16 protein-coding genes and 2 pseudogenes are annotated in these 21,004 nt (G+C 41.3%); 8 read left to right on the top strand and 10 right to left on the bottom strand.

The genetic code is table 11. The features are described from left to right. Positions 1 to 152: 152 nt before the first annotated feature. From V7K53_RS25210 to V7K53_RS25195, 4 genes and pseudogenes are all read right to left on the bottom strand, one after another. A pseudogene (locus V7K53_RS25210) lies at positions 153 to 705 on the bottom strand (ChaB family protein). Between the two features lie 478 nt (positions 706 to 1,183). Then, positions 1,184 to 1,723 (bottom strand): Dps family protein, encoded by a 540-nt coding sequence (locus V7K53_RS25205; protein WP_334846547.1) that lies wholly within the window; start codon positions 1,721 to 1,723, stop codon positions 1,184 to 1,186. Between the two features lie 291 nt (positions 1,724 to 2,014). Beyond that, positions 2,015 to 2,371: a hypothetical protein gene (locus V7K53_RS25200; RefSeq protein ID WP_335200257.1), complete on the bottom strand. Its 357-nt coding sequence runs from the start codon at positions 2,369 to 2,371 to the stop codon at positions 2,015 to 2,017. A gap of 537 nt (positions 2,372 to 2,908) precedes the next feature. Then, on the bottom strand, positions 2,909 to 4,009 hold the full coding sequence (locus V7K53_RS25195) for a glutamate-cysteine ligase family protein (protein WP_335200256.1): 1,101 nt from the start codon (positions 4,007 to 4,009) through the stop codon (positions 2,909 to 2,911). 387 nt (positions 4,010 to 4,396) lie between these two features. Between V7K53_RS25195 and V7K53_RS25190 the strand changes: the two genes are divergently transcribed. From V7K53_RS25190 to V7K53_RS25165, 6 genes are all read left to right on the top strand, one after another. Next, positions 4,397 to 5,074 (top strand): Mo-dependent nitrogenase C-terminal domain-containing protein, encoded by a 678-nt coding sequence (locus V7K53_RS25190; RefSeq protein WP_335200254.1) that lies wholly within the window; start codon positions 4,397 to 4,399, stop codon positions 5,072 to 5,074. 274 nt (positions 5,075 to 5,348) lie between these two features. Continuing rightward, on the top strand, positions 5,349 to 6,110 hold the full coding sequence (locus V7K53_RS25185) for a DUF928 domain-containing protein (RefSeq protein WP_335200252.1): 762 nt from the start codon (positions 5,349 to 5,351) through the stop codon (positions 6,108 to 6,110). Positions 6,111 to 6,200: 90 nt separating this feature from the next. Next, positions 6,201 to 8,420, top strand: coding sequence for a CHASE2 domain-containing protein (locus V7K53_RS25180; RefSeq protein ID WP_335200350.1), 2,220 nt, complete (start codon positions 6,201 to 6,203; stop codon positions 8,418 to 8,420). A 287-nt stretch (positions 8,421 to 8,707) separates the two neighbouring features. Next, positions 8,708 to 9,013, top strand: coding sequence for a hypothetical protein (locus tag V7K53_RS25175; protein ID WP_094352832.1), 306 nt, complete (start codon positions 8,708 to 8,710; stop codon positions 9,011 to 9,013). Positions 9,014 to 9,852: 839 nt separating this feature from the next. Next, entirely contained in the window at positions 9,853 to 11,523 is a 1,671-nt protein-coding gene (locus V7K53_RS25170; protein ID WP_335200250.1) for a lipase/acyltransferase domain-containing protein, read from the top strand. Positions 11,524 to 12,077: 554 nt separating this feature from the next. After that, positions 12,078 to 14,300, top strand: coding sequence for an FdhF/YdeP family oxidoreductase (locus V7K53_RS25165; RefSeq protein WP_335200248.1), 2,223 nt, complete (start codon positions 12,078 to 12,080; stop codon positions 14,298 to 14,300). A 60-nt stretch (positions 14,301 to 14,360) separates the two neighbouring features. Here V7K53_RS25165 and V7K53_RS25160 read toward each other — a convergent pair whose 3' ends face one another. From V7K53_RS25160 to hemF, 3 genes are all read right to left on the bottom strand, one after another. Continuing rightward, complete coding sequence (locus tag V7K53_RS25160; protein ID WP_335200247.1) at positions 14,361 to 15,224, bottom strand: acyl-CoA desaturase; 864 nt, start codon at positions 15,222 to 15,224, stop codon at positions 14,361 to 14,363. A 247-nt stretch (positions 15,225 to 15,471) separates the two neighbouring features. Beyond that, entirely contained in the window at positions 15,472 to 16,233 is a 762-nt protein-coding gene (locus tag V7K53_RS25155) for a biliverdin-producing heme oxygenase (RefSeq protein ID WP_335200246.1), read from the bottom strand. A 28-nt stretch (positions 16,234 to 16,261) separates the two neighbouring features. After that, on the bottom strand, positions 16,262 to 17,326 hold the full coding sequence (hemF, locus tag V7K53_RS25150; protein WP_335200245.1) for an oxygen-dependent coproporphyrinogen oxidase: 1,065 nt from the start codon (positions 17,324 to 17,326) through the stop codon (positions 16,262 to 16,264). Between the two features lie 139 nt (positions 17,327 to 17,465). Here hemF and V7K53_RS25145 point away from each other — a divergent pair. After that, positions 17,466 to 17,648: pseudogene (locus tag V7K53_RS25145) on the top strand (magnesium-protoporphyrin IX monomethyl ester (oxidative) cyclase); the annotation flags it as partial. A gap of 69 nt (positions 17,649 to 17,717) precedes the next feature. Next, positions 17,718 to 18,800 carry a photosystem II q(b) protein gene (psbA, locus tag V7K53_RS25140; protein ID WP_335200244.1) on the top strand — a complete coding sequence of 361 codons (1,083 nt, stop codon included), beginning with the start codon at positions 17,718 to 17,720 and terminating at the stop codon, positions 18,798 to 18,800. Between the two features lie 80 nt (positions 18,801 to 18,880). On the opposite strand, the gene V7K53_RS25135 is transcribed toward psbA, so the two are convergent. The 3 genes from V7K53_RS25135 to V7K53_RS25125 form a co-directional block, all read right to left on the bottom strand. Continuing rightward, positions 18,881 to 19,243, bottom strand: coding sequence for an ArsR/SmtB family transcription factor (locus V7K53_RS25135; protein ID WP_335200243.1), 363 nt, complete (start codon positions 19,241 to 19,243; stop codon positions 18,881 to 18,883). 101 nt (positions 19,244 to 19,344) lie between these two features. Further along, on the bottom strand, positions 19,345 to 20,058 hold the full coding sequence (gene hetL, locus V7K53_RS25130) for a heterocyst differentiation pentapeptide repeat protein HetL (RefSeq protein ID WP_335200242.1): 714 nt from the start codon (positions 20,056 to 20,058) through the stop codon (positions 19,345 to 19,347). Positions 20,059 to 20,268: 210 nt separating this feature from the next. Continuing rightward, positions 20,269 to 20,718 carry an orange carotenoid protein N-terminal domain-containing protein gene (locus tag V7K53_RS25125; protein WP_335200241.1) on the bottom strand — a complete coding sequence of 150 codons (450 nt, stop codon included), beginning with the start codon at positions 20,716 to 20,718 and terminating at the stop codon, positions 20,269 to 20,271. Positions 20,719 to 21,004: the final 286 nt, after the last annotated feature.

Below are 21,004 nucleotides of genomic sequence, written 5' to 3'. Positions count from 1 at the left end.
GATTATTGCCAATATACTTACTTTGAGTGGGGTAAGCCACAAAGCCCACCCCACAATATTGGATAATTTATTTGTTATAAATCCCTAATATCTAGTTTTGCACAGTAGTTTAACAAGAGAGGCAAGAGGCAGTGTTTCGACTCCTGCTTTCTTCACGCTTTAACCTTAGCTTTAGACCAGACACCATTTTCATCTTCATCATATTGCTGGTGAATAGTCTCCCAAGCAGCTTGTTCGGCTGTGAACTCGTCACTTCTTTCATTGAGTACAGCATTATAGCGCTCAATGAATGTACTCTGAGCTTCATCAGAAAGATGAGCGCGAACTTCAGGAGACAAATCTGCTGGACTGTTGCACTGTCCAGAACAAGAACGAGCCAGAGTTTTCTCAATGGTGTTAATTTCTTCGCCACCAGCACTTTCGAGCAGCAATTGAAACTCGCCAGTGCGATCGCTCGGAACCTTCATCTTCTGGCATCCCCAAAGTAGTTAGAACCGATACTAGACCGGCACCTGCACTACCTGCGATCGCTCCACTAGCAGCCCCCAACAGCACTGCACCAATAGGCCCTGCTCCCACGATTGAGCCCACAAAGGGAATAAACAATACGCCTACACCCGTAAGTAAGCTGAGAAAGGAACCAAAAACTGCTCCTGTTCTCAAGCCTCCGAGAATCACATCTTTCTTACTAATGAAGCCAGCTATTCTCGTTTCCGACTAGAAATTTCTGCCCATGACCGAAATACGATCTCTAGGCACACCCCTGTCTAATAAACGTCGAATTACATCATCAATTTGCTTCTGCTCTTTGAATACAGCAGAAATAGTACGTTCTGCTTTATATACTTCTGGCACTTAAAAACTCCCTGTATTATGTTGCTTTTGCAATAAAGATGACCAATCAATTTTGGATTTTAGATTGACTGCACTCATAACGGGGAACCACGCGGTGGATGAGTTCCCCGACATAAAGGAGCTAGTCGCATAGATGCGTCTCCCAACTTGACGCTAGTCGCCTTAAGTTGTGTTGGCGCACGAACCAATTTCAATTCCAAAATCCAAAATTGGCATCCTAAAGAGGTAGATGCAGGCAGGTTAATTCTTTTACACCACTTAAAAGCAGGAATCAACCCTGCTTTTAACTAGTTTCACAGATAGTCATCCTCAACTCAGATGTTATCAGCTATACACCTACGGGAGTCTTAGCCCCTGCTGCTGGCTGTCTACCATCTGCGTCTATTGCCTCGCCTTCAATAAATGAACGGAGCATCCAAGCTATCTCTTCATGCTGTTCGAGCAGTCCAGTTAAAAAGTCAGCAGTTCCCTGATCGTGGAACTTTTCACCAGACTGATCCACATGGTCTCTCAAATTACGAATAACCTGCTCGTGATCGTCCACTAAATTAGCTACCATCCCTGTTGCTGTGGGCACACTCCCAGCATGTTCCTTGAGGGTAGCAATCTTGAGAAATCCCTCCAATGAGCCAACTGGATAACCGCCCAAAGCACGAACCCGCTCTGCCAAAGCATCAATATTTAGAGTCAGCTTTTGGTAGTGTTCTTCCCAAAGCTGGTGCAAAGAGCGGAACTGAGGGCCAACCACATCCCAGTGGTACTTTTTAGTTTTCACCAACAGTAAATAGGCATCTGCCAAATCTTGATTCAACAGATTAATTACACCTTGACGCTGTTCGTCTGTCAAACCAATGTTTATCGCACGCATTATTTTCCATCCCTAAGCAAACTTATCTATTAATTTGCCAAATTTTCCACCTAATCCACATCAACCAAAGGAAACATTATGAGTTTAGATTAATTATTACATTACATAATTATACCTATGCCTTAATAGGTAGTACTATTCAGTTGATAAAGAATTTAGCAATTAGCTACATTTCCTTATTTTTTATCCGCTAAAAAAATAGAGATATTAATACAATAATAAGTAGTGATGGGTAATTGCATAAATGCAATTACCCATCACTAGCAAAAAATTACCAAGGTATTAAATCTGTTATTTACCTGTAACTTTTTCCAACACTTTCTTTATATTTTCTTCTACAGAGGTAGCACCCTGTGAATTTTCTGGACGCTTCTGCTTGTCAATATCAGCCGCTCCCTGAACCTCATTAAGTCCTTCGTTAGTCTCCTTTTGAGTCTCTTTCAATCCTTCTGGTGGTTCTTTAGCGGCTTTGTCAGTTTTGCGCTGAATGTCAAGTAGTTGTGTAGTACCTTCGGTGGGATTACTTTGGTAGCTATCGATTGCAAAAGCAGGAAAAGCATTAGAGAATAAGACTAGGGCACAAGTAAAAGCCACTACTAAAAAACGTACTGGACGGAAAATAGATAAAACAGAAGTAATCATCTTCATTTGAAATCCTCGATAACAGCTTTAACAACGCAGAACTTTCACTGAAAGAGCGAAGCATATACCTTTACTTACTTAGCAATTTTAAGCAATAATAAAACTGGCAAGCTCCGCTTCAATTTAGAAGTTCTTGAAAAACGAACCTGACGAAGAGATTTTTTTGTATTTCTGCATCGGATTAGTAAGGGATAATAAGCAAATACCACCTTAATTCTTTAGCAAAATCATTAGATTTCATAATTGAAATCCTTCATTTCAGTTCCCTGTTTACACTTTTACTTTGAAAAAGCTAAGGTATGCATCAATCTCTAGAATGAAGTTTACTGCATCTTTAGTTGTAATAAAATCAGTCTCTAGGTATATCGACTTAATCTAGTTTTGTCAGGCTAATGGCTATACTATTTATGTTCAGTTAGCTGGACTTTATCAAATTAAAGGAGTTGAAAGAACATGCACCTTAGAGGACATTTGTAAAGTATCAATTTATATAAAGACTCTCCTTAATCCCCTTTAATAAAAGGAGAAAAATAAATCTTTTTTTTAAACTTGATAAGTCTGCCTTATGACCTCTTCTATTGAATTTACGTGATGGAACATTTCTATTAATTCATGGGATCTTGTTTTTCGCTTTGCCAGTAGTACTTTTAACGGGGTTAAATAATGAACATCTGGGTCATCTCCTAAAGCAACTTCGGCTGCTTGCAAGACTTTTGTCGCATTTTCAAAAATATCTTCGTTTTCAAACCCTTCTTTTGCAGAAAGTTGGTGTAACGCTGCATCGGGTACAGTTGCTCTACCCGACAAGGTTTCATCTAACACCAAACCTTTCAATAATATCAGCAAAGCCGCATAGATTAAAAAATCATCACAGCTATCACAAGCCTTAAATTCGATGCGTCCCACTTCCGCCGGAATGCGGGCGATTTTTGTTAAGGCAGGTATGCTATTAATCAGTTGTTTTTCTTTTTGAACAAAAACCAGAGTAGCTGGTCTTTTTCCAGTTCTGATAAATGTTCGTACCGATAGTCCATCCCATAAACCTCCATTATAAAAGGGAGAGCTATAACTAAAAGGAACGATATAGGGACTGTAATAAGTTAACTTTCTGCCAATATCAATCACATCTTCCGTTGACAAATCTGCCATTGAAATATTTAAATCTGGCCCATAAGATACCATGTGAATATTAGCAGTTTGTTCGTCAGGATAAGCTTCTAACTGTTTAATTTCATAATTGTTTAATGGGGGTTGAGGTTCAAAAGCTGGATTGTAGGGATTGAAACTAACCAAAACTGGTGATAAGCCAAAGTCAGCAGCAACCTTACGTAGCAAGTCAAAACTTTCTGATAATTCAGTAATAGCGCCTTGAATATTAGAATGGATAGTTGTTCTAATTTCAATACCTTTAACATGACAATCTATCACTTCATCAGAATCCGCAAATCTTTCAAATCCCTCGATGTACCATCTCTTCATCTTAATACCCGCATCGCCGACGCGGAGTTGAGGATAGTCACTGGGGTATGTAGGTAGCCTTGCAATAATTTGATTGAAATCAGCAAATTTTGTGTGGAAAAAATCAGCAAACTTTCCTTCTTTGTTAAGGAAAGCGACTTCATGTTCAATGCCAAAGAAAAACATTAATATATACCTTAATTTTTGAGAGTTAACCTAATTTAACTAATGCCAAGCGATCGCAATCCCATAGAGAAGCAAGTAACATCAGTCAACGATTCATTAGAGAAAAGCGTCGGCGATATTTAGCTGGCAGGTTCGCATACTTAGAAAACTCCATCACTCTGTAGCGCAAATTACAGTCTTTAACCTTATAAATATTTGAGATACTCCAATCGAATTTACTTTAAGTAGAAAAATTATCAATAACGGTACAAATGGATTTTACCTTAAGACCGACTGTTGCGATTTGAAAACTTCTCTGATTTATTTTTCTGTGTTGCTTCTACTATCTTCATAGTCACTGGGTAGGGTAGCGTAGTAGTGACTGAGGAAAGCTTGAGACGTGAGTTTATGACAAGTACCGTTCAATCCCCCTACAGCAGCGAACAGATTGCCGCTTGGTTGCGTGGACTGCTTACTATTGCTTGGGCTGATGGTAATTTTGATGACCAAGAACAGGAATTAATTGCTAGCATCACCGAAAATGAATTAGCTCCTAAGATTAAATTCGATTCACTAGAGGTAATTACCCCAGAGGAATTAGCCGCAGCGTTGGGTAAAGGTACACCAGCCGCAGAAAATTTCTTAAGGACAGCGATAATGGTAGCGATCGCAGATGGTACTTATTCTCCCAGCGAAGATGAGGTTCTGCAACTGTTTTGCCAAGCCTTAGAACAGCCAGAGAAGTTACTGGAAGCCCTTCGCCACACTCTGGAACACCCACAGCAAATTACCCCCACTATCGCCAGCACTGGGCTGACAAAGCGTCAAATCAATGCCCTACACCACCTGCAAGACTGGCTCGATGGGCTAGATATCCAAGACCCAAGAGTAGCCCGCTTTTTGTGTAAAATGATTCCCGCCCAGTGTCCCTTTGAGCGGGATGTCACCCTATTTGGACGGAAGATTGTGCATATACCACCGATGTGTAAAATAAACCCGTTATATGAACAACTGGTAGGCTTACGTTTTCGTGCCCTCTCCTATTTAGCAGATAAATGCGGTGAAGATGTTTCACCATACATTTGAGTGGGAGTAGGGAGCAGGGGATAAGAGGCAGGGGAGCAGGGGAGCAGGGGAGCAGGGGAGCAGGGGAGCAGGGGAGCAGCACTTCTCTACGAGAGGCTGCGCTCTGTTACCGAGGATAAGTTGCAGTAAGTTTTTCCCCTCTGCCCCTCTGCCCCTCTGCCCCTTATCCCCAATGCCTAATAAATAGTTCTGTAGTTGAGTGGAAAATCTGACTCTGCTTTTGGGAATACTTGATTTATTCACCTGACTAATCTAGAACTCAGGCATCATCAATATGAAAGGGATTAAACCATCTCTATATTTTGTACCCTTTTCCTTACCTTTGTATTTGCTTTCTGGTTTAACAGCACAGGTACAAGCTCAGTCGTACCATGCCAATAAAACTTGGCAAGTTAGTCAAACATTTAAGCCACCACAGCGGGGAAAACTTCCCGCAAGTGCTGGTGGTTCTACCCGTGGTAGCTCTTGCCTAAAAGGCAAACAACTAATAACTCCCTTAATGCCTCCAGATAAATTAGGGTTGACATTTGCTCAACATCCAACATTTTTCTGGTATATACCTCCATCTCAACTCAAAACCGCCAAGTTTCTGCTCTTGACTGAAGACCAGAATATATTTTATGAAACCTCTTTTACACTTCCAAATAAACCGGGAATTATTAGCTTTAAACTTCCTGATAGTGCCCCTGCACTTGCTGTAGGTAAAACTTATCATTGGTATCTAACAATTGCTTGTAATACTCAAGACTCTAGTGAAAATCCGACTGTAGATGGTTGGGTGGAACGCACTCAGCCAGAAGCAACCTTGTCGCAAGCGTTAGCAAAGGCAAATTTGTACAAGTTGCCCACCATCTATGCAGAAGCTGGGATTTGGCATGAAGCACTGACTAGTTTGGTGCAGCTACGCCAGACTGAGCCAAATAATTTCAAAGCAAAGCTGGATTGGAGACAATTTTTCAAGTCTGTAGGTTTGAATGCGATCGCTTCTGAACCATTGATTGATTGTTGCACACCTAAGAATCAACCACAAAATTAAAAAAGGGTATTGAGCATTGGAAAAACTCCAAACTCCAAACTCCAAACTCCTAACTCAGCACTCAGCACTCAGCACTCAGCACTAAATATTATGTGGGCAAAGCTGAAACCGCACATCTGGCAATGGCGGGGTGTTTTACTTGCTGTTCCCAATATTACAGCTCTGGTGATTGCAATACGCTTGACTGGATTACTGCAATTGTTGGAATTGGCAGCACTAGATCAATTTTTTCTCCTCCGTCCAGGAGAGCCGCCTGATACCCGCATTGTCATAGTTGAGATTAATGAGGCAGATGTCCGCAAGCAGGGACAATGGCCTATGCCTGATGGAAAACTTGCTAGTTTGTTAGAGAAAATCAAACAGCAAAAACCCAGAGCGATTGGTTTAGATATTTATCGTGATTTACCTGTAAATCCCGGTCATCAAGATTTACTTAAGGTTTTCAAATCTACTCCTAATTTGATTGGAGTCCAAAAAGTCTCTGATACGATTGATAGTTCGGCGGTTGATTCATCTCCAGAACTGAAGAAACTTAATCAAATTGGGTCGAATGATTTACCCATAGATGGAGATGGCAAAATTAGGCGAGCATTATTGTACGTAAATTTAAATAATGATGAGATTCTGGAAAGTTTTGGCTTAAAACTCGCATTGTTGTACTTGAAACCTGAAGGTATTACTGCCAAGCCATCGGCAACTAACTCTAATTACTTGCAGTTAAATCGGGGTGTTTTCCCAATTTTTGAAGCTAATGATGGAGGTTACGTCCGAGCTGATGCGGGGAGTTATCAAGTGCTGTTGAATTACCGAGGACGGATACAGCAGTTTACTAAAGTCTCTCTTACCGAAGTGCAAAAGAACCTCATCCCACGAGATTTAATGCGAGATAAGGTGGTATTAATTGGTGCTACTGCTGAGAGTTTGAAAGATTTATTCTATACGCCTTATAGCAGTAATGTCTTGACTGACCCGGAACGAATGGCGGGTGTAACAATTCATGCTAATTTGATTAGTCAAATTTTAAGTGCGGCAATGGAAGGTCGTCCACCGATTAAGTGTTTACCTGAGCCGTTAGAATGGCTATCAATTTTGATTTGGTCAATTATTGGTGCTAGCTTGTGTTGGCTGCAACGCCACAGTAGCAACCAGAAAAACCTCATGGCTGTTAGTGTTTTGTTGGTAGGTGGCGGTTTAATTGGCGGCAGCTTTTTGGCTTTTTTGGCTGGTTGGTGGATTCCCGTGATCCCTTCGATGCTGGCTTTTGGAGGTTCTGCGATCGCACTTACTCAGTATATTGCCCAAAGTGCTACCGAGATGCGAAAAACCCTCGGCCGCTATCTAACTGATGAAATCGTCGCCAATATCCTCGAAACTCCTTCTGGGTTAAAGCTAGGGGGAGAACGCCGAAAAGTTACAGTTCTCGTGTCTGATTTAAGAGGATTCTCAGCTTTTTCCGAACAATTGCCCCCGGAAGAAGTAGTAAAGATTTTGAATCTTTATCTGGGAATAATGACAGATGTAATTAACCAGTATAAAGGCACAATTAATGAGTTTATGGGTGATGGTATTTTTGTGGTGTTTGGTGCGCCAATTAGTCGCAATGATGATTCTCAACGAGCCATCGCCTGTGCTATTGCCATGCAATTAGCAATGGAGCAAGTTAATGAACAAAATCAGCAAATGAATTTCCCAATTCTGGAAATGGGAATTGGGATTAATACAGGCGAGGCTGTAGCGGGAAATGTTGGTTCTCAAAAACGCGCTCAATATACAGTTGTTGGCAGTCATGTTAATTTGGCTGCTCGAATTGAATCTTATACAGTGGGAGGACAAATTTTAATTTCCGAAAATACCTGTAAGGATGCCAATATTGACCTACAAATTGCTGGGCAATTACAAATAGAACCCAAGGGCATAAAACACCCTGTGACAATTTGTGAAATTCGTGGCATTGGTGGTAAATATAATTTATTCTTGCCTAAATATGATGAAGAAATGATCGTTCTTACTCAAAAAGTACCTGTAAAATACTCCATTTTGCAGGGAAAACATGCAGTAGGAACAGTATTTATGGGGGAATTGATTAGCCTCTCAGAAAAAGGAGCGCAACTGCGATCGACACATTCTTTAGAACTTTTGAGTAATCTCAAACTCAAGTTATTGATTGAAGCAGAAATGGCTACAGAAGAAGATATCTATGCCAAGACGATCGAACAGTCTAATATTGACGAGCATCTTTTTCTGCTTAGGTTTACAGCAGTTCCCCCAAAAGCGATCGCAATTCTCAAGGCACTGCGTCAGCTAGGGTGAGATTAAGGTATCAATCTTGAAATGGTAACAAATGGAGGTGTATGTAAATAGGGTAAACCGAAAAAGTAGGTAATCTAGCTTTTTCTAAAACAGTAACAATTGTTGCTGATACAACCAAGCGATCGCGGTAAGATTTTGGACTTAAGCCCGATCTAACTCCAATAACTCATAATTTTCAACGAATAATTAATAATTCGTAATTTCTGCTATGTAGCAACTCACTTGAGTTCTGGAGTTAAAAATATGATTTATTCTAAAACTGAGATTCAATTACATCCTAAGAACAAATGACAAACGGAAACAAATTTCAAAGGTTAGTAGAACTTGCAAATGATTATGGAATTATTTGCGAACCGACACCAGAAGAATGTTTGATTGCATCCTTGCCTGGAGACGATGATTTCTTATTAGCTTTTACTTGGTCTGGTACTGTTGAGGGAGAGCCGCCAGAGCATGAATTAATCGCAATTAGTGTACAAGATATAGTCAAAGAAGTTACCGTTGCAGCTTGGCAAATTCCTTTTTATTTATTCGGAAACGTTTTAAGGCAGGCTCAAATGCTTGTCGCTGCCCACAAAGATTTTGTTAGCTAAAAGACAAAACATAGCTAAAAACTACTATCCCTGTCAACTATCTGTGGCAGGGATTTTTATTTCAACTACTTCTTTCAAAATTTATAAAATATTATCTGTTGAAAGTAAAAAAATAAACAATTAATCTCTTCTTTTATTAATTTTTTTAACTATTTTAATTCTCTTAACTGTCTTAACTGTCTTAACTGTCTCTTAATGTAGTTATTTAACTGTCTGCTTAACTTTTTGATATTCTCTGAAAAGTTAGTATAAAAGCAGACTTATATTTACATGTTGACAAAAATAGCAACAATATATAGTAACCACTTTAGACACTATTTATGCCCTCTCGGTATGGTATATAGGCTCAAATAAGCTATGCAGTTTGGCAAGAAGACATGAGAGTTATTACATAGTCTTAAAGTAAAAATTATAGCTAACTACCGCAGTTACTATTATTTAGTTTCTTAAAGTTTGAGTCATCTTCTTTCATCTTTATCTGCTTGCAATTTACGTAAAATCATGGTTTTATCAAGTTAATAACCAAGTTATAGAAATTGGTTAGCTTGATAGCTATCTAATTGATAGTGAAGTTTAATTTCACTATTTTCATATCAAGTTCGGGTAATTACTGATTATTAAAATGTCTCCGCATCTATGCATCTTTGTATCTATGCGTCAGTTCTAATAAAAAGTTTTCAACCGGGCATGATATTAGTTAGTCGGCATAGTTGGTCAAGAACAAAATTCAAAGACCTGTACATCAAATATCAAATAGCATTCCTGTCCAACAGCAAAAAGAAACGTATCAGTTTTCAAGTTTGAATCTGTGTAAATTAAAGTCAGAAAGGAAAAGACAAATGGTTAATCCCGTAATATTGATTCCAGGACTAGCAGGATCGAGGCTAAAAACACATAATAAAATTCAGTCAGAAGAAGGCGTGACAGGCGGTAAACTTTGGGTTGGTCAAGATATGGCACCACCAGCAGGTCAAAAAAGTCAGAAAGTAGATGAACAAACAGATGTAGAATATCCGCCATCAAATATAGTCGGGCTTAATGCACCAGTATATGCTATCAAAGCAGATCAACCTACTGAAGATCCTGTTGTCACGAATTGGAAAAAAAATCTGAAATTGAAGGATAGTAATGGCATAACCCCAGAAGTAGAAGCAGACCAAAATCCGCCGCTAATAGAAGATGATCCAGACATTCAATTTAATCGATTTGTAGATGGAATACAGGGGATTAAAAATTTAGCTGTTTCTCAAAAGGAGCTAAACGATCTAAAAGCATTAATAGCGATCTCTTCTGGAGAGAATCGTAAAAAATTGGAGAAATCGTACGCAGGTTTGCTAAAAGTAAATTACTTTTCAGAATTAGTAACTGCGTTATTAGACACTGATGAGTACCGAGGCGAAGCAGCTCTGTTGCCCGCAAATTTGGTAGCCCTTCCTTATGATTGGCGAATAGGCCCAACAGGTTTGGAACAGCGATATCAATATTTCTCTAAACTCAAGAGTACTATAGAGGAATTATACAAACCCAGCTTAATCCCACTTAAACTAGCTACACCTGTGGTAATAATAGCCCACAGTATGGGAAATAGGGTGACGCAATATTTCTTGGAGTGGATCAAAAACGATCCCTCCGCAGGACAAGCATGGATAGATAAACATATAAAACGATACATAGCAGTTAGCCCACCGTGGATAGGTGCGCCACTAGCAATTCGTTTGCTATCAACAGATGATGGATTTAATTTAGGAGGAGCAAGTTTATCGGGCATAAAAAAGGCATTACAATCCTTTTCTAGCATTCCTTCGCTATTACCAGTAACAACAGCCCAGTACAAGTATTTCAACACAACAGATTTTTCGTTTATCAGAAATGAAGGTGTTGCTGAATCACAAACAATCGCTCCTGGTGACTTTAGACCGGAAACAACCGAAAACATATTACAACTTGGAGGAGCCCAAAGTACGACGCTGAAATATATCAACGATTATTATAAACAAGATCCGAATTTCAGTGATGGAGAATTCGGGAGTAAAGCGGTAAAAAGCCCACCCGTCAAGAACGTAGATGTCATTTATTCAACTGGTTTTAACACACCAGTAGGAGCATACTACTATCAAGAAGGAGAAGAACTCAAAGTAGCGAGTTATTTGGGTACACCCGAACAGCCTGTGGAGGACGGAAACTTCGTTGTCATCAACGGAGTAAGATTGGAAAAAGGGGATAAAACAAAACAACTGATATCAGATGATGGAATCAATAATTCAGGAGATGGAGTAGTTGCATACGGAAGCTTGGCATACTTTAGGACATGGCAGCCAAACCCAGATGTACCAGGCCAAACAATAACTCCACATCCATTTCCTAAACCTCAAGGGACTGAAGCTCCAGAATTAGTAGAAAAAGGGATTGATTTAAGCCATAACGCAATTCTACGACACCCAGACGTGATTGCAAAAATTTTCAGTTTATTGGGGGTATCAAAAGTAACACCAACACTTGTTAAGGCATAAATTTTCAGAAGATTGATTGAAGGTGGACTGAAGGGCGATGCCTGCACCGGGCTGCGCTTATGCAAACTCTTAGCAAAGAGCGATCGCCTTTCTTTTTTTCAAGGAATGCTTTCAATAGACCTCTTGCAAAAGTGCCTTTTGCAAGAGGTCGGGAAAGGGGGAAAGGTTAAAGGGGAATGTTAATTCTATCCCTTTTCCCTTTAACCCTTACCCTTTACCCGACTTATGCAAGAACTCTAATAACTTACCTGAACTTCATCTTTTGACTAAATTCAATCAGCAAAATCTGCAATTGCTTTCTCAAAAGCTGCTTTTATTGTCTCAAAAGCAGCTTTTTATTTCTCATTTTGGTATATTCAGCAGGCAAAAGCAGCTTTTTATCCCTCATTTCGGTATATTCAGCAAGCAAAAGCAGCTTTTTATTTCTCAAAAACAGCTTTGACTTTCTCCTTTTGACATATTCGGCAAATAGAACGATTTTTAACTGTCTGCTACTCGTTTCGTAATCAAAACGATAGCCTAAGAGAATCCAGCAACTTACACAATATTGCCTCATGTTACCCAAACCCAAAAAACACTGGACACCCCAGCACTGGGCAAGTTGGAAACCCTTTGGCATCGGCGAACAGTACCCCAACAACTACTGGGAAGTATTTCGCGCAATTTGGTTATCTCGTAAGAAACTACCATACACGTGGAATATCCTAAATAAAGGTGTCTGCGATGGTTGCGCTCTCGGAACAACCGGAATGAAGGATTGGACTTTAGATGGGATTCATCTCTGCAATGTTCGTTTGCGGTTGTTGCAGATGAATACGATGCCAGCTTTTGACCCTGTACTATTGGCAGATGTCTCGCAGTTGCAAAAGCAAAAAAGTGCCCAATTACGAGACTTGGGAAGACTCCCGTACCCGATGATTCGTCAACGTGGGGAAAAAGGCTTTTGCCGTGTTAGCTGGGATGAAGCTTTAGGGGTAATTAGCGATCGCATCCGCACTACTACACCAGATCGTCTCAGTTTCTATGTTACCAGTCGCGGTACTGTCAACGAAACTTATTATGCGACCCAAAAAGCTGTGCGGGCAATGGGAAGCAATAATATTGATAACGCTGCTCGCATTTGCCATTCTCCCAGTACATCGGGGCTGAAAGCTGCTTTGGGTGCAGGGGCTACTACTTGTTCTTATAAAGACTGGATTGGTACTGATTTATTAGTCTTCATTGGCTCCAATGTTGCCAACAATCAGCCAGTCACCGTTAAGTATCTCCATTACGCTAAAAAAGCTGGCACAAAGATTGTAGTTATTAATACTTACCGCGAACCAGGAATGGAGCGCTACTGGGTTCCCTCTATTGTGGAAAGTGCTGTTTTCGGTACAAAGTTTGCCGAAGACTTCTTCTTAATCAACATGGGCGGGGATATCGCATTTTTAAATGGCACTATTAAACATATAATTGCTAACAACTGGGTAGACCAGTCATTTATAGATTTATACACAGATGGCTTTGCTGAACTTAAAGCATCGTTAGAAAGTCAATCTTGGGAAGAATTAGAGCGGCTTTCTGGGACATCTCGCGAGTCAATGTACGCCTTTGCCAAAATGGTCAAAGAAGCGAATAAAGCCGTATTTGTTTGGAGTATGGGCATTACTCAGCATGAATGCGGTGAAGATAATGTGCGAAGTATTATTAATCTAGCTCTCACCAAAGGATTTGTCGGTCGGGAGGGCTGCGGTTTAATGCCAATTCGCGGTCACTCTGGGGTGCAGGGTGGTGCAGAGATGGGATGTTACGCGACAGTTTTTCCTGGTGGTAAACCCATCACTCCAGAAAATGCTGCCCAATTGACTCAACATTGGGGCTTTGAAGTGCCAGCAAGTAAAGGTTTAATTGCTCCAGAAATGATTAATGCTGCACATCAAGGGAATTTAGATGTGTTGTTTTCTGTGGGAGGGAATTTTTTAGAAGTGCTGCCAGAACCAGATTATGTGGAAGCGGCGCTGAAGAAAATACCACTGCGAGTACACATGGATATTGTTCTCTCCAGCCAAATGTTGGTGGAACCTGCTGATACTGTGGTGCTTTTACCTGCGACGACTCGCTACGAAATACCAGGAGGAGTTACAGAAACGAACACCGAACGCCGGGTAATTTTCAGTCCAGAAATTCCGGGGCCGCGCATTGGAGAAGCGCGTCCAGAGTGGGAAGTGTTTTTAGAATTGGCAAAGCGGGTAAAACCAGATTTGGCAGATAAGCTGGCTTTTGCTGACACAGCTGCTATCCGTCAAGAAATTGCTCAAGTCGTCCCGCAATATGCTGGTATTCAACATTTACAGCAAGCTGGCGATCAGTTTCAATATGGTGGCTCACATTTGTGCTTTGGTTGGAATTTCCCGACAGCCGATGGTAAAGCACATTTTGGCGTATTATTACCACGCCAAAGAGAATTACCAGAAGGTTATTTTTTATTAGCAACCCGCCGAGGCAAACAATTTAATAGTATGGTGCAGGAACGCAAAGATGCAATTACTGGGGCGATGCGAGAAGCAGTGCTAATGAATGCTGCTGATGCTGTACAGTTGGGTTTAAAAGATTGCGATCGCGTCATTCTTAAGAATGAATTAGGCGAGTTATTATGTCAAGTCTATATTGCGCCAATTCAGTCAGGAAACTTGCAAGTACATTGGCCAGAAGGGAATGTGCTACTAGATAAAAGTAAGCGATCGCTCGAAGGTGTGCCTGATTATAATGCGATCGTGCGTTTGGAAAAAATCTGAATCAACGAAAATCTGCGGGAATCCCATCCCAGATACCCACAGATTGCCACAAAATCAAATCTACAAATCTCCAACTTTCATTGTTTGAGCAGGTGGCAGGTTCACATCTTTTGCCAAACCGACTGTTTTCAACAATCTAATTGCCCACCAAGTCATGTCGATTTCCCACCAGCGCCAACCACATTTGGCTACATGAGGATAGGCATGGTGATTATTGTGCCACCCTTCGCCATAGGTGAGAATCGCTGCCCACCAAAGATTACGAGAATTATCATTGCTGGCAAAACTGCGGTATCCCCACATATGAGTGACTGAGTTGATAAACCAAGTTGTATGCCAGAGAATCACAGTTCTCAAGAACACACCATAGATTACAAATGACCAACCGCCAAGTGTATAAAGTAAGAATGCAACTGGAATTTGCAGCAATGGAAAGTAGCGATTGAGCCAACGGTAAAAGGGATCTCGCGCTAAATCGGGAGCAAATCGCTGGTAGCGCTCATAATCAAAGAATTCTGGACGGGGATAAAAAATCCACAGTATGTGACTCCACCAAAAACCTCTGCGGGCAGAGTAAGGATCTTTGTACTCGTCTTCGGTGTGAGCATGATGCAAACGATGTCCAGCTACCCAGAAGATCGGCCCTCCTTGTAAAGATAGCGCACCCAAAATGGCGATCGCATACTCTAACCACCGAGGTACTTTAAAGCTGCGATGACTCAGCAGCCGATGATAGCCTAAACAAACTCCGATGCTGCCAAACAGCCAGTGAAGTAATAGAGTCACACCCAATGCAGGCCAGGAGAAAAACCAGGGAGACAGTAATGCCAGTGCATGAATAGTAGCGAAAAAAGCCACCGTTGACCAACTAAGACGCAGAGGATAGGGATTCTCCGGTAGAGTAGGCGATGAATTGAATCTCACAAATCCTTCCTCAACCACAAAAAGTAAAAAAATCAAAGCATGTGTGACTTTTGAGAGCCAGTTGCTACCTTGTGGAAACGCTAACTAAGAACGAACAAGTCGGCAGAGCTACAAGGGCGTACTGCCGAAGTGGTCTGTCCCATCAATTTTGATGGTTATGTATGTTTGTAGTCAGGAATTTAGTCCTTGATTTTTTCAGTGCGCTTTGTGCTTACTACAAACCTCTCAAAACTTTTAGGACAGACTACTAGATACTGTAATCCAGTGCAATCATTCCTAGTGCCTCACTTTCAGAAGCACGTTCTGTGCTACCAAGCTGTTCTTGGCGAGTAACCAAGTCAAAGACATGCTCACCAATCACTGCCTTCACATCTGCCTCTAGTTCATGAATAACATCTCTATTTAGAGTAAAGACATAGTTTGCCTCATCCACAATCTTCTGAATCATTGCTTCATCTAGAGGTAAAAAATTCAATGCTTGACGGTACTGCTCTTTAAATTCCCGTTTAGCTTCCGGGGTAGGAATCTGTTCAAATTCATGCATTGCAGTACCGCTATCGCTTGGTAAATCCATTGCGGATCGAGCAATCTTTCTCAATGCTTGCCCACCCGATAAATCTCCCATGTAGCGAGTATAAGCATGAGCAATCAGTAACTCCGGTTGTGTGTTGCCAACCTCACGAATCCGGTTAACATATACCCGACAGGCTTTAGAAGGAACAATCTGCGATCGCCAGTTTTCACCATAATAGAAGGCTAAATCTTTCTCTAAATTTCTCTGGCGATGCAGTTCGGGAAAGTACATCATCCCAACGATCGGGTGATGCTGATACCACTGTAGTTCTTCTTCCAAAGCGCTGTAGACAAAGTAAAGATCCGCCAATAACTTACGAAAAAAGCTCTTTTCCACTATCCCTTTGAGAAAGCATTTCATAAACGCCGTGTTTTCTACCATTGTGTGCGAATGTTTAGTACCTTCTCGCAAGCGAACATCTAAATGGCTGCTCATGGTGAAACCCTTATTGCTAAAAATTTTATTATTTTTGGTCAAAAGTCCCATTCGCCCAATCGTGAGGCTGGAGAAAGATTTCGGTGAGTTGTGCTTCCGGTGTGCCTGGTTCTGGCTCATAGCAATATTCCCAACGTGCCAGTGGTGGTAGAGACATTAGAATAGATTCTGTTCTCCCATTGGTTTGCAGACCAAAAACCGTTCCCCGGTCGTATACCAGATTAAACTCTGCGTAACGACCCCGACGGTACAGTTGAAACTGGCGCTGGCGTTCTCCATACTCTATTTCCTGGCGTCGTTCTACAATCGGCAAATAAGCGGGTAGAAATGCTTGACCGCAAGACTGAACAAAGGCAAAAATATCTTCCCAGTTCCGAGATACTGTTCCTACTTGTTGACTATAAAGTGCTGCTGGACTATCTGTTTGAGAACCGACATAAAGCTTGCCGCTAGCATCCTGATAATCAAAGAAGATACCACCAATACCCCGTTGTTCTTGGCGATGCCCCAAGTAAAAGTATTCATCACACCAAAGTTTAAAGGCTGGATAATACTCTTCATGGTGGACATCACAGGCATTTTTTAGCGTTTGATGAAAGTGAATTGCATCCTCTGCAAAGGCGTAGTATGGCGTTAAATCAGCCCCACCACCAAACCACCAAATTGGGCCTGCCTCAAAGTAACGATAGTTGAGATGTACTGTTGGTACGTAGGGATTACGGGGATGCAACACCATTGAGGTTCCCGTGGCAAAAAACTCATGTCCGGCGGCTTCTGGCCGTTGAGCCAAAATTGCCGGCGGTAGGCTATTTCCCCAAACTGCCGAAAAGTTCACGCCACCCTGTTCAAATACCCGCCCTTCCCGAATCACGCGGGTACGTCCTTCTCCGCCTTCTGCTCGTTCCCAATGGTCTTGTTGAAAGCGTGCTTTTCCATCAAGTTGCTCTAAGGCTGTGCAAATTTCATCCTGTAAATTCTGCATCAATTGCTGCGATCGCACCCGTGAATCCTTGGGTATGGTGTTGGTAGGTGATGCCAGCAATGTTGTGTTATTTCTAGATTCTTGCAGAGAATTATCGGAATGACGACCCATCTTAAAACCTCTGAAACTCTGAGTAAAGGTAACTGTTATCGTTAAATTACTATATAGTTATTAAGCTAATTTAAGCCAGGGAAGTTTCAAAACTTAATAAATTATCTAAACCCCAGTCTTCAAAGGCTTTCTCTGGGGATTGTTGAATACCGAACATTCCAAGTTTTTCCCACGGCTACAACGCTGTGTAGGTTAAAACTTAAAAATTGCAGAAATTGAGAGCAGTTCTGGGTCGAAACTGGTGAAGCTGATTCGCAAACTACCTTTGATTGCAGCAATTGTTTGGAATCTAATATTCTTAACTGACTATATAGCTAGTTAGATATATAATAAAAATGGCAAGTTACCCTTGTCAATTTAATTCCACAATTTCATTCACATCCATAAAACAATGACAACGCTCTTAAAACAGCGCAGTAACAACAGTCTATGGGAAAGATTCTCTAACTGGATCATTAATACTGAAAATCGACTGTATGTAGGTTGGTTTGGAGTGCTACTGATTCCAACAGCCTTGACTGCTGCGATCGTCTTTATCCTTGCATTTATTGCAGCACCTCCTGTAGACATAGATGGCATTCGAGAACCTGTATCTGGTTCACTTCTCTATGGCAATAACATCATTACTGCTACTGTAGTTCCAACTTCAGCTGCTATTGGTTTGCATTTTTACCCAATTTGGGAAGCCGCTTCTCTGGATGAATGGCTATACAATGGCGGCCCTTACGAACTGATTGTGTTTCACTTTCTCATTGCTATCTATGCTTACATGGGTCGGCAATGGGAACTGAGCTACCGCTTAGGAATGCGTCCTTGGATTCCTGTTGCATTTTCTGCTCCTGTTGCTGCTGCAACAGCTGTGTTGTTAATCTATCCGATTGGACAAGGTAGTTTCTCAGATGGGATGATGCTTGGTATCTCTGGAAGCTTCAACTTCATGATTGTGTTTTCACCAGAACACAATATCCTCATGCATCCCTTTCACATGCTAGGTGTAATCGGAGTTTTTGGAGGTGCTTTGTTTTCCGCTATGCATGGCTCTCTGGTAACATCGACACTGGTACGTGCAACAACAGAGATAGAATCAGCCAATCTTGGGTACAAGTTTGGTCAAGAAGGAGAAACCTACAACATCGTAGCGGCACATGGTTACTTTGGGCGGTTAATCTTCCAATATGCCAGTTTTAATAATTCGCGTTCTTTGCATTTTTTACTAGCCGCTTGGCCAGTGATTGGCATCTGGTTTGCTGCTCTCGGTATCAGCACTATGTCATTTAACTTGAATGGGTTCAACTTCAATAGCTCCATCCTGGATAGCCAAGGGCGGACAATTAATACCTGGGCAGACCTCGTTAATAAAGCGAACCTGGGGATTGAAGTGATGCATGAACGAAATGCTCACAACTTCCCTCTAGATTTGGCATCTGGTGAGCCTCAATCAATCGCTCTGGTAGCTCCTGTAATTAACAGCTAGCTTTTGCCTAAATGTCTTTTGGCTCTATTAGCACCCTCGTTTGAGGGTGTTTTCCTATTGAGGGTAGCGGATATTTTTATTCAAAAAACTGCTGTTTTGCTCCGAAGAACTTTTAGGCTTTCAGCCTGCTGTTGTACGCGCTCACTGATGCGATCGCACGCTAACTCACAAAGCTCAAAAATCATGGGATCGGCAATCTCGTAATAGGCACTAGTGCCTTTGGGCTGACGAGATAAAATCCCTGCCTGAGTTAATACTTTCAGATGCTTAGATAGATTTGCCTGCCCTAAACCAGTAGCCTCGGCAATTTCCATCACATTCATTGAACCTGACTTAAGACAGGTCAAAATCTGTAATCTACTTACCTCTGATAAAACTTTGAAGTAGTCAGCAACCGCCACGAGAACAGCTGGATCGGCGTTGGGTGGCTTAGTTTTTGGCATAGAAAGATTTAATAGTCAGCACAATATTTGCTTAATAACTAATTAGTAGTATAGCTAATTGTTAATCCGCATAGATAGGGGTGCTTTGCGATCGCTTATCTTCAATCATGAACCTTACCATCGGGCGCGATCGCTCCCTGAAAATCAACGTCAGTGAGAATTGCTCCGGTTAAGTCTGCTCCTTGCAGATTAGCCTTTCGTAGAATAGCACCATTTAAATCCGCATAGCTCAGGTCTGCTCCTTGTAAATTAGCTTGACTGAGATCGGTTGCTAAATCGCCCCATTGTGTTGTATTACTCAAATTTGCCCGACACAGCTTTGCTCCAGCTAAGTTGGCATGATGCAGTGAAGCGGCTCTGAGATCGGCGTAACTTAAATCTGCCCCAGTTAAAATCGCATATCCCAAGTCTGTGCGTTGATTGGAACTGGGACGGAAATCTGCTTGAATTAGCAGAGAACCAGAGAGGTTTGCACCATTCAAATTAGCACCACATAAACTAGCTTTGATTAAGTTGGCTTTTTCTAGGCGTGTCTGAACCAGTTTTGCGCCAGTCAAATCAGCCTCCCGCAGAATGGCGCAATACAAATCAGCTTCACTTAAGTCTATTCCCCACAAAATCGCTTCACTCAGGTTTGCCTCCCGCAAACATGCTTGGTTAAAGTTGGTTTTACCTAGCCGTGTCTGACGTAAATCGGCATTGCTAAAATCTGCACCTCTGAGGTTTAAATTCGTTAGCTCTGCTTCTTGCAGATTTACTCCCTGAAAGCTTTTTTCTCCAGCAGCATAACGTCTGAGAATTTCATCTACATCCATATTACTACCTTCAATTTACAACTGGAGCGCGTTTTCCTTCTGGACAATATTATCTTAAAATTGCACCAAGACTACCGCAAAGACAAGTATCTCTGCGGTAGTTATGAGTTAAGCACTATTAAAGTAGAGCAAAAACAGCCAGGTCTAACTTAATTTGCTACTTTCAGTTATCCCCAATTTTAGATACCCATTGAGAGTTATTGGACTTACCTAACCCATCGCTTCCACTACACTCAACATGAAATTAATCCGTTGCTCAAACTCTAGATTTTTGATCGACGCAACAAATTCATCCGTTTCACCAGGAAGTTGATAGTCGGAGGGCACTTGAATTATGCTTCCATCCTCCATTCCTTGTGCCAGCAGAAACCAAATGTCTAATTTGGCATTGGGACTTAGACTATTATAGGTTTGGCTGATATCGTTAGCTGCACCATTAATGATGTCACGTTGTGCTTGCAGTTGCTCTTCTTTAGACAAGTCCAAGAATTTGTCAAACACTGCTTTGGCAGGAGCTTCAACGCTTGGAGGAGGTGCTGGTTGTAGCTGCTCTTTAAGATCGAGATAACCGAACCAAAGTAAGGCTAGCTGAGTATCTACATCAAAGCGTTGAAAAGTTTCTAAAGCTGGTCTTGTTGCTTCATCAATTGTGTAAGTCATAAAAAACTCCAACTAAGTTAAGGATGTTCTGCTTTCAGTACTTCATACAACTTAACGAACAAATACAGATAGATAACCCTACTTAGGGTAGGTATAGGACTTATTACATAAGACAGATAGAGATAACTGAAATTGCTAGTTACAAAAATGCCTGCTTCGATGTATATGAAAGCTAAGTAACGTCTGTGACTCTAAGAGGATGTTTGGAAAGTCAAAAAAAGCTCAAGTAACGGTACTCTGTCAGTAGAAACAAATGCGACAGCGTTAATTGAGCCATGTCTAAATC

Origin of the sequence: Nostoc sp., assembly GCF_036917355.1 — a bacterium.
Lineage (GTDB): Bacteria > Cyanobacteriota > Cyanobacteriia > Cyanobacteriales > Nostocaceae > Nostoc.
This window is presented reverse-complemented; position numbering and strand designations above follow the sequence as displayed.

Coding starts and splice junctions, on each gene's coding strand:
- V7K53_RS25205 (WP_334846547.1), bottom strand. CDS start 1,723: ATGCGTGCGATAAACATTGGTTTGACAGACGAACAGCGTCAAGGTGTA.
- V7K53_RS25200 (WP_335200257.1), bottom strand. CDS start 2,371: ATGAAGATGATTACTTCTGTTTTATCTATTTTCCGTCCAGTACGTTTT.
- V7K53_RS25195 (WP_335200256.1), bottom strand. CDS start 4,009: ATGTTTTTCTTTGGCATTGAACATGAAGTCGCTTTCCTTAACAAAGAA.
- V7K53_RS25190 (WP_335200254.1), top strand. CDS start 4,397: ATGACAAGTACCGTTCAATCCCCCTACAGCAGCGAACAGATTGCCGCT.
- V7K53_RS25185 (WP_335200252.1), top strand. CDS start 5,349: ATGAAAGGGATTAAACCATCTCTATATTTTGTACCCTTTTCCTTACCT.
- V7K53_RS25180 (WP_335200350.1), top strand. CDS start 6,201: ATGTGGGCAAAGCTGAAACCGCACATCTGGCAATGGCGGGGTGTTTTA.
- V7K53_RS25175 (WP_094352832.1), top strand. CDS start 8,708: ATGACAAACGGAAACAAATTTCAAAGGTTAGTAGAACTTGCAAATGAT.
- V7K53_RS25170 (WP_335200250.1), top strand. CDS start 9,853: ATGGTTAATCCCGTAATATTGATTCCAGGACTAGCAGGATCGAGGCTA.
- V7K53_RS25165 (WP_335200248.1), top strand. CDS start 12,078: ATGTTACCCAAACCCAAAAAACACTGGACACCCCAGCACTGGGCAAGT.
- V7K53_RS25155 (WP_335200246.1), bottom strand. CDS start 16,233: ATGAGCAGCCATTTAGATGTTCGCTTGCGAGAAGGTACTAAACATTCG.
- hemF (WP_335200245.1), bottom strand. CDS start 17,326: ATGGGTCGTCATTCCGATAATTCTCTGCAAGAATCTAGAAATAACACA.
- psbA (WP_335200244.1), top strand. CDS start 17,718: ATGACAACGCTCTTAAAACAGCGCAGTAACAACAGTCTATGGGAAAGA.
- V7K53_RS25135 (WP_335200243.1), bottom strand. CDS start 19,243: ATGCCAAAAACTAAGCCACCCAACGCCGATCCAGCTGTTCTCGTGGCG.
- hetL (WP_335200242.1), bottom strand. CDS start 20,058: ATGGATGTAGATGAAATTCTCAGACGTTATGCTGCTGGAGAAAAAAGC.
- V7K53_RS25125 (WP_335200241.1), bottom strand. CDS start 20,718: ATGACTTACACAATTGATGAAGCAACAAGACCAGCTTTAGAAACTTTT.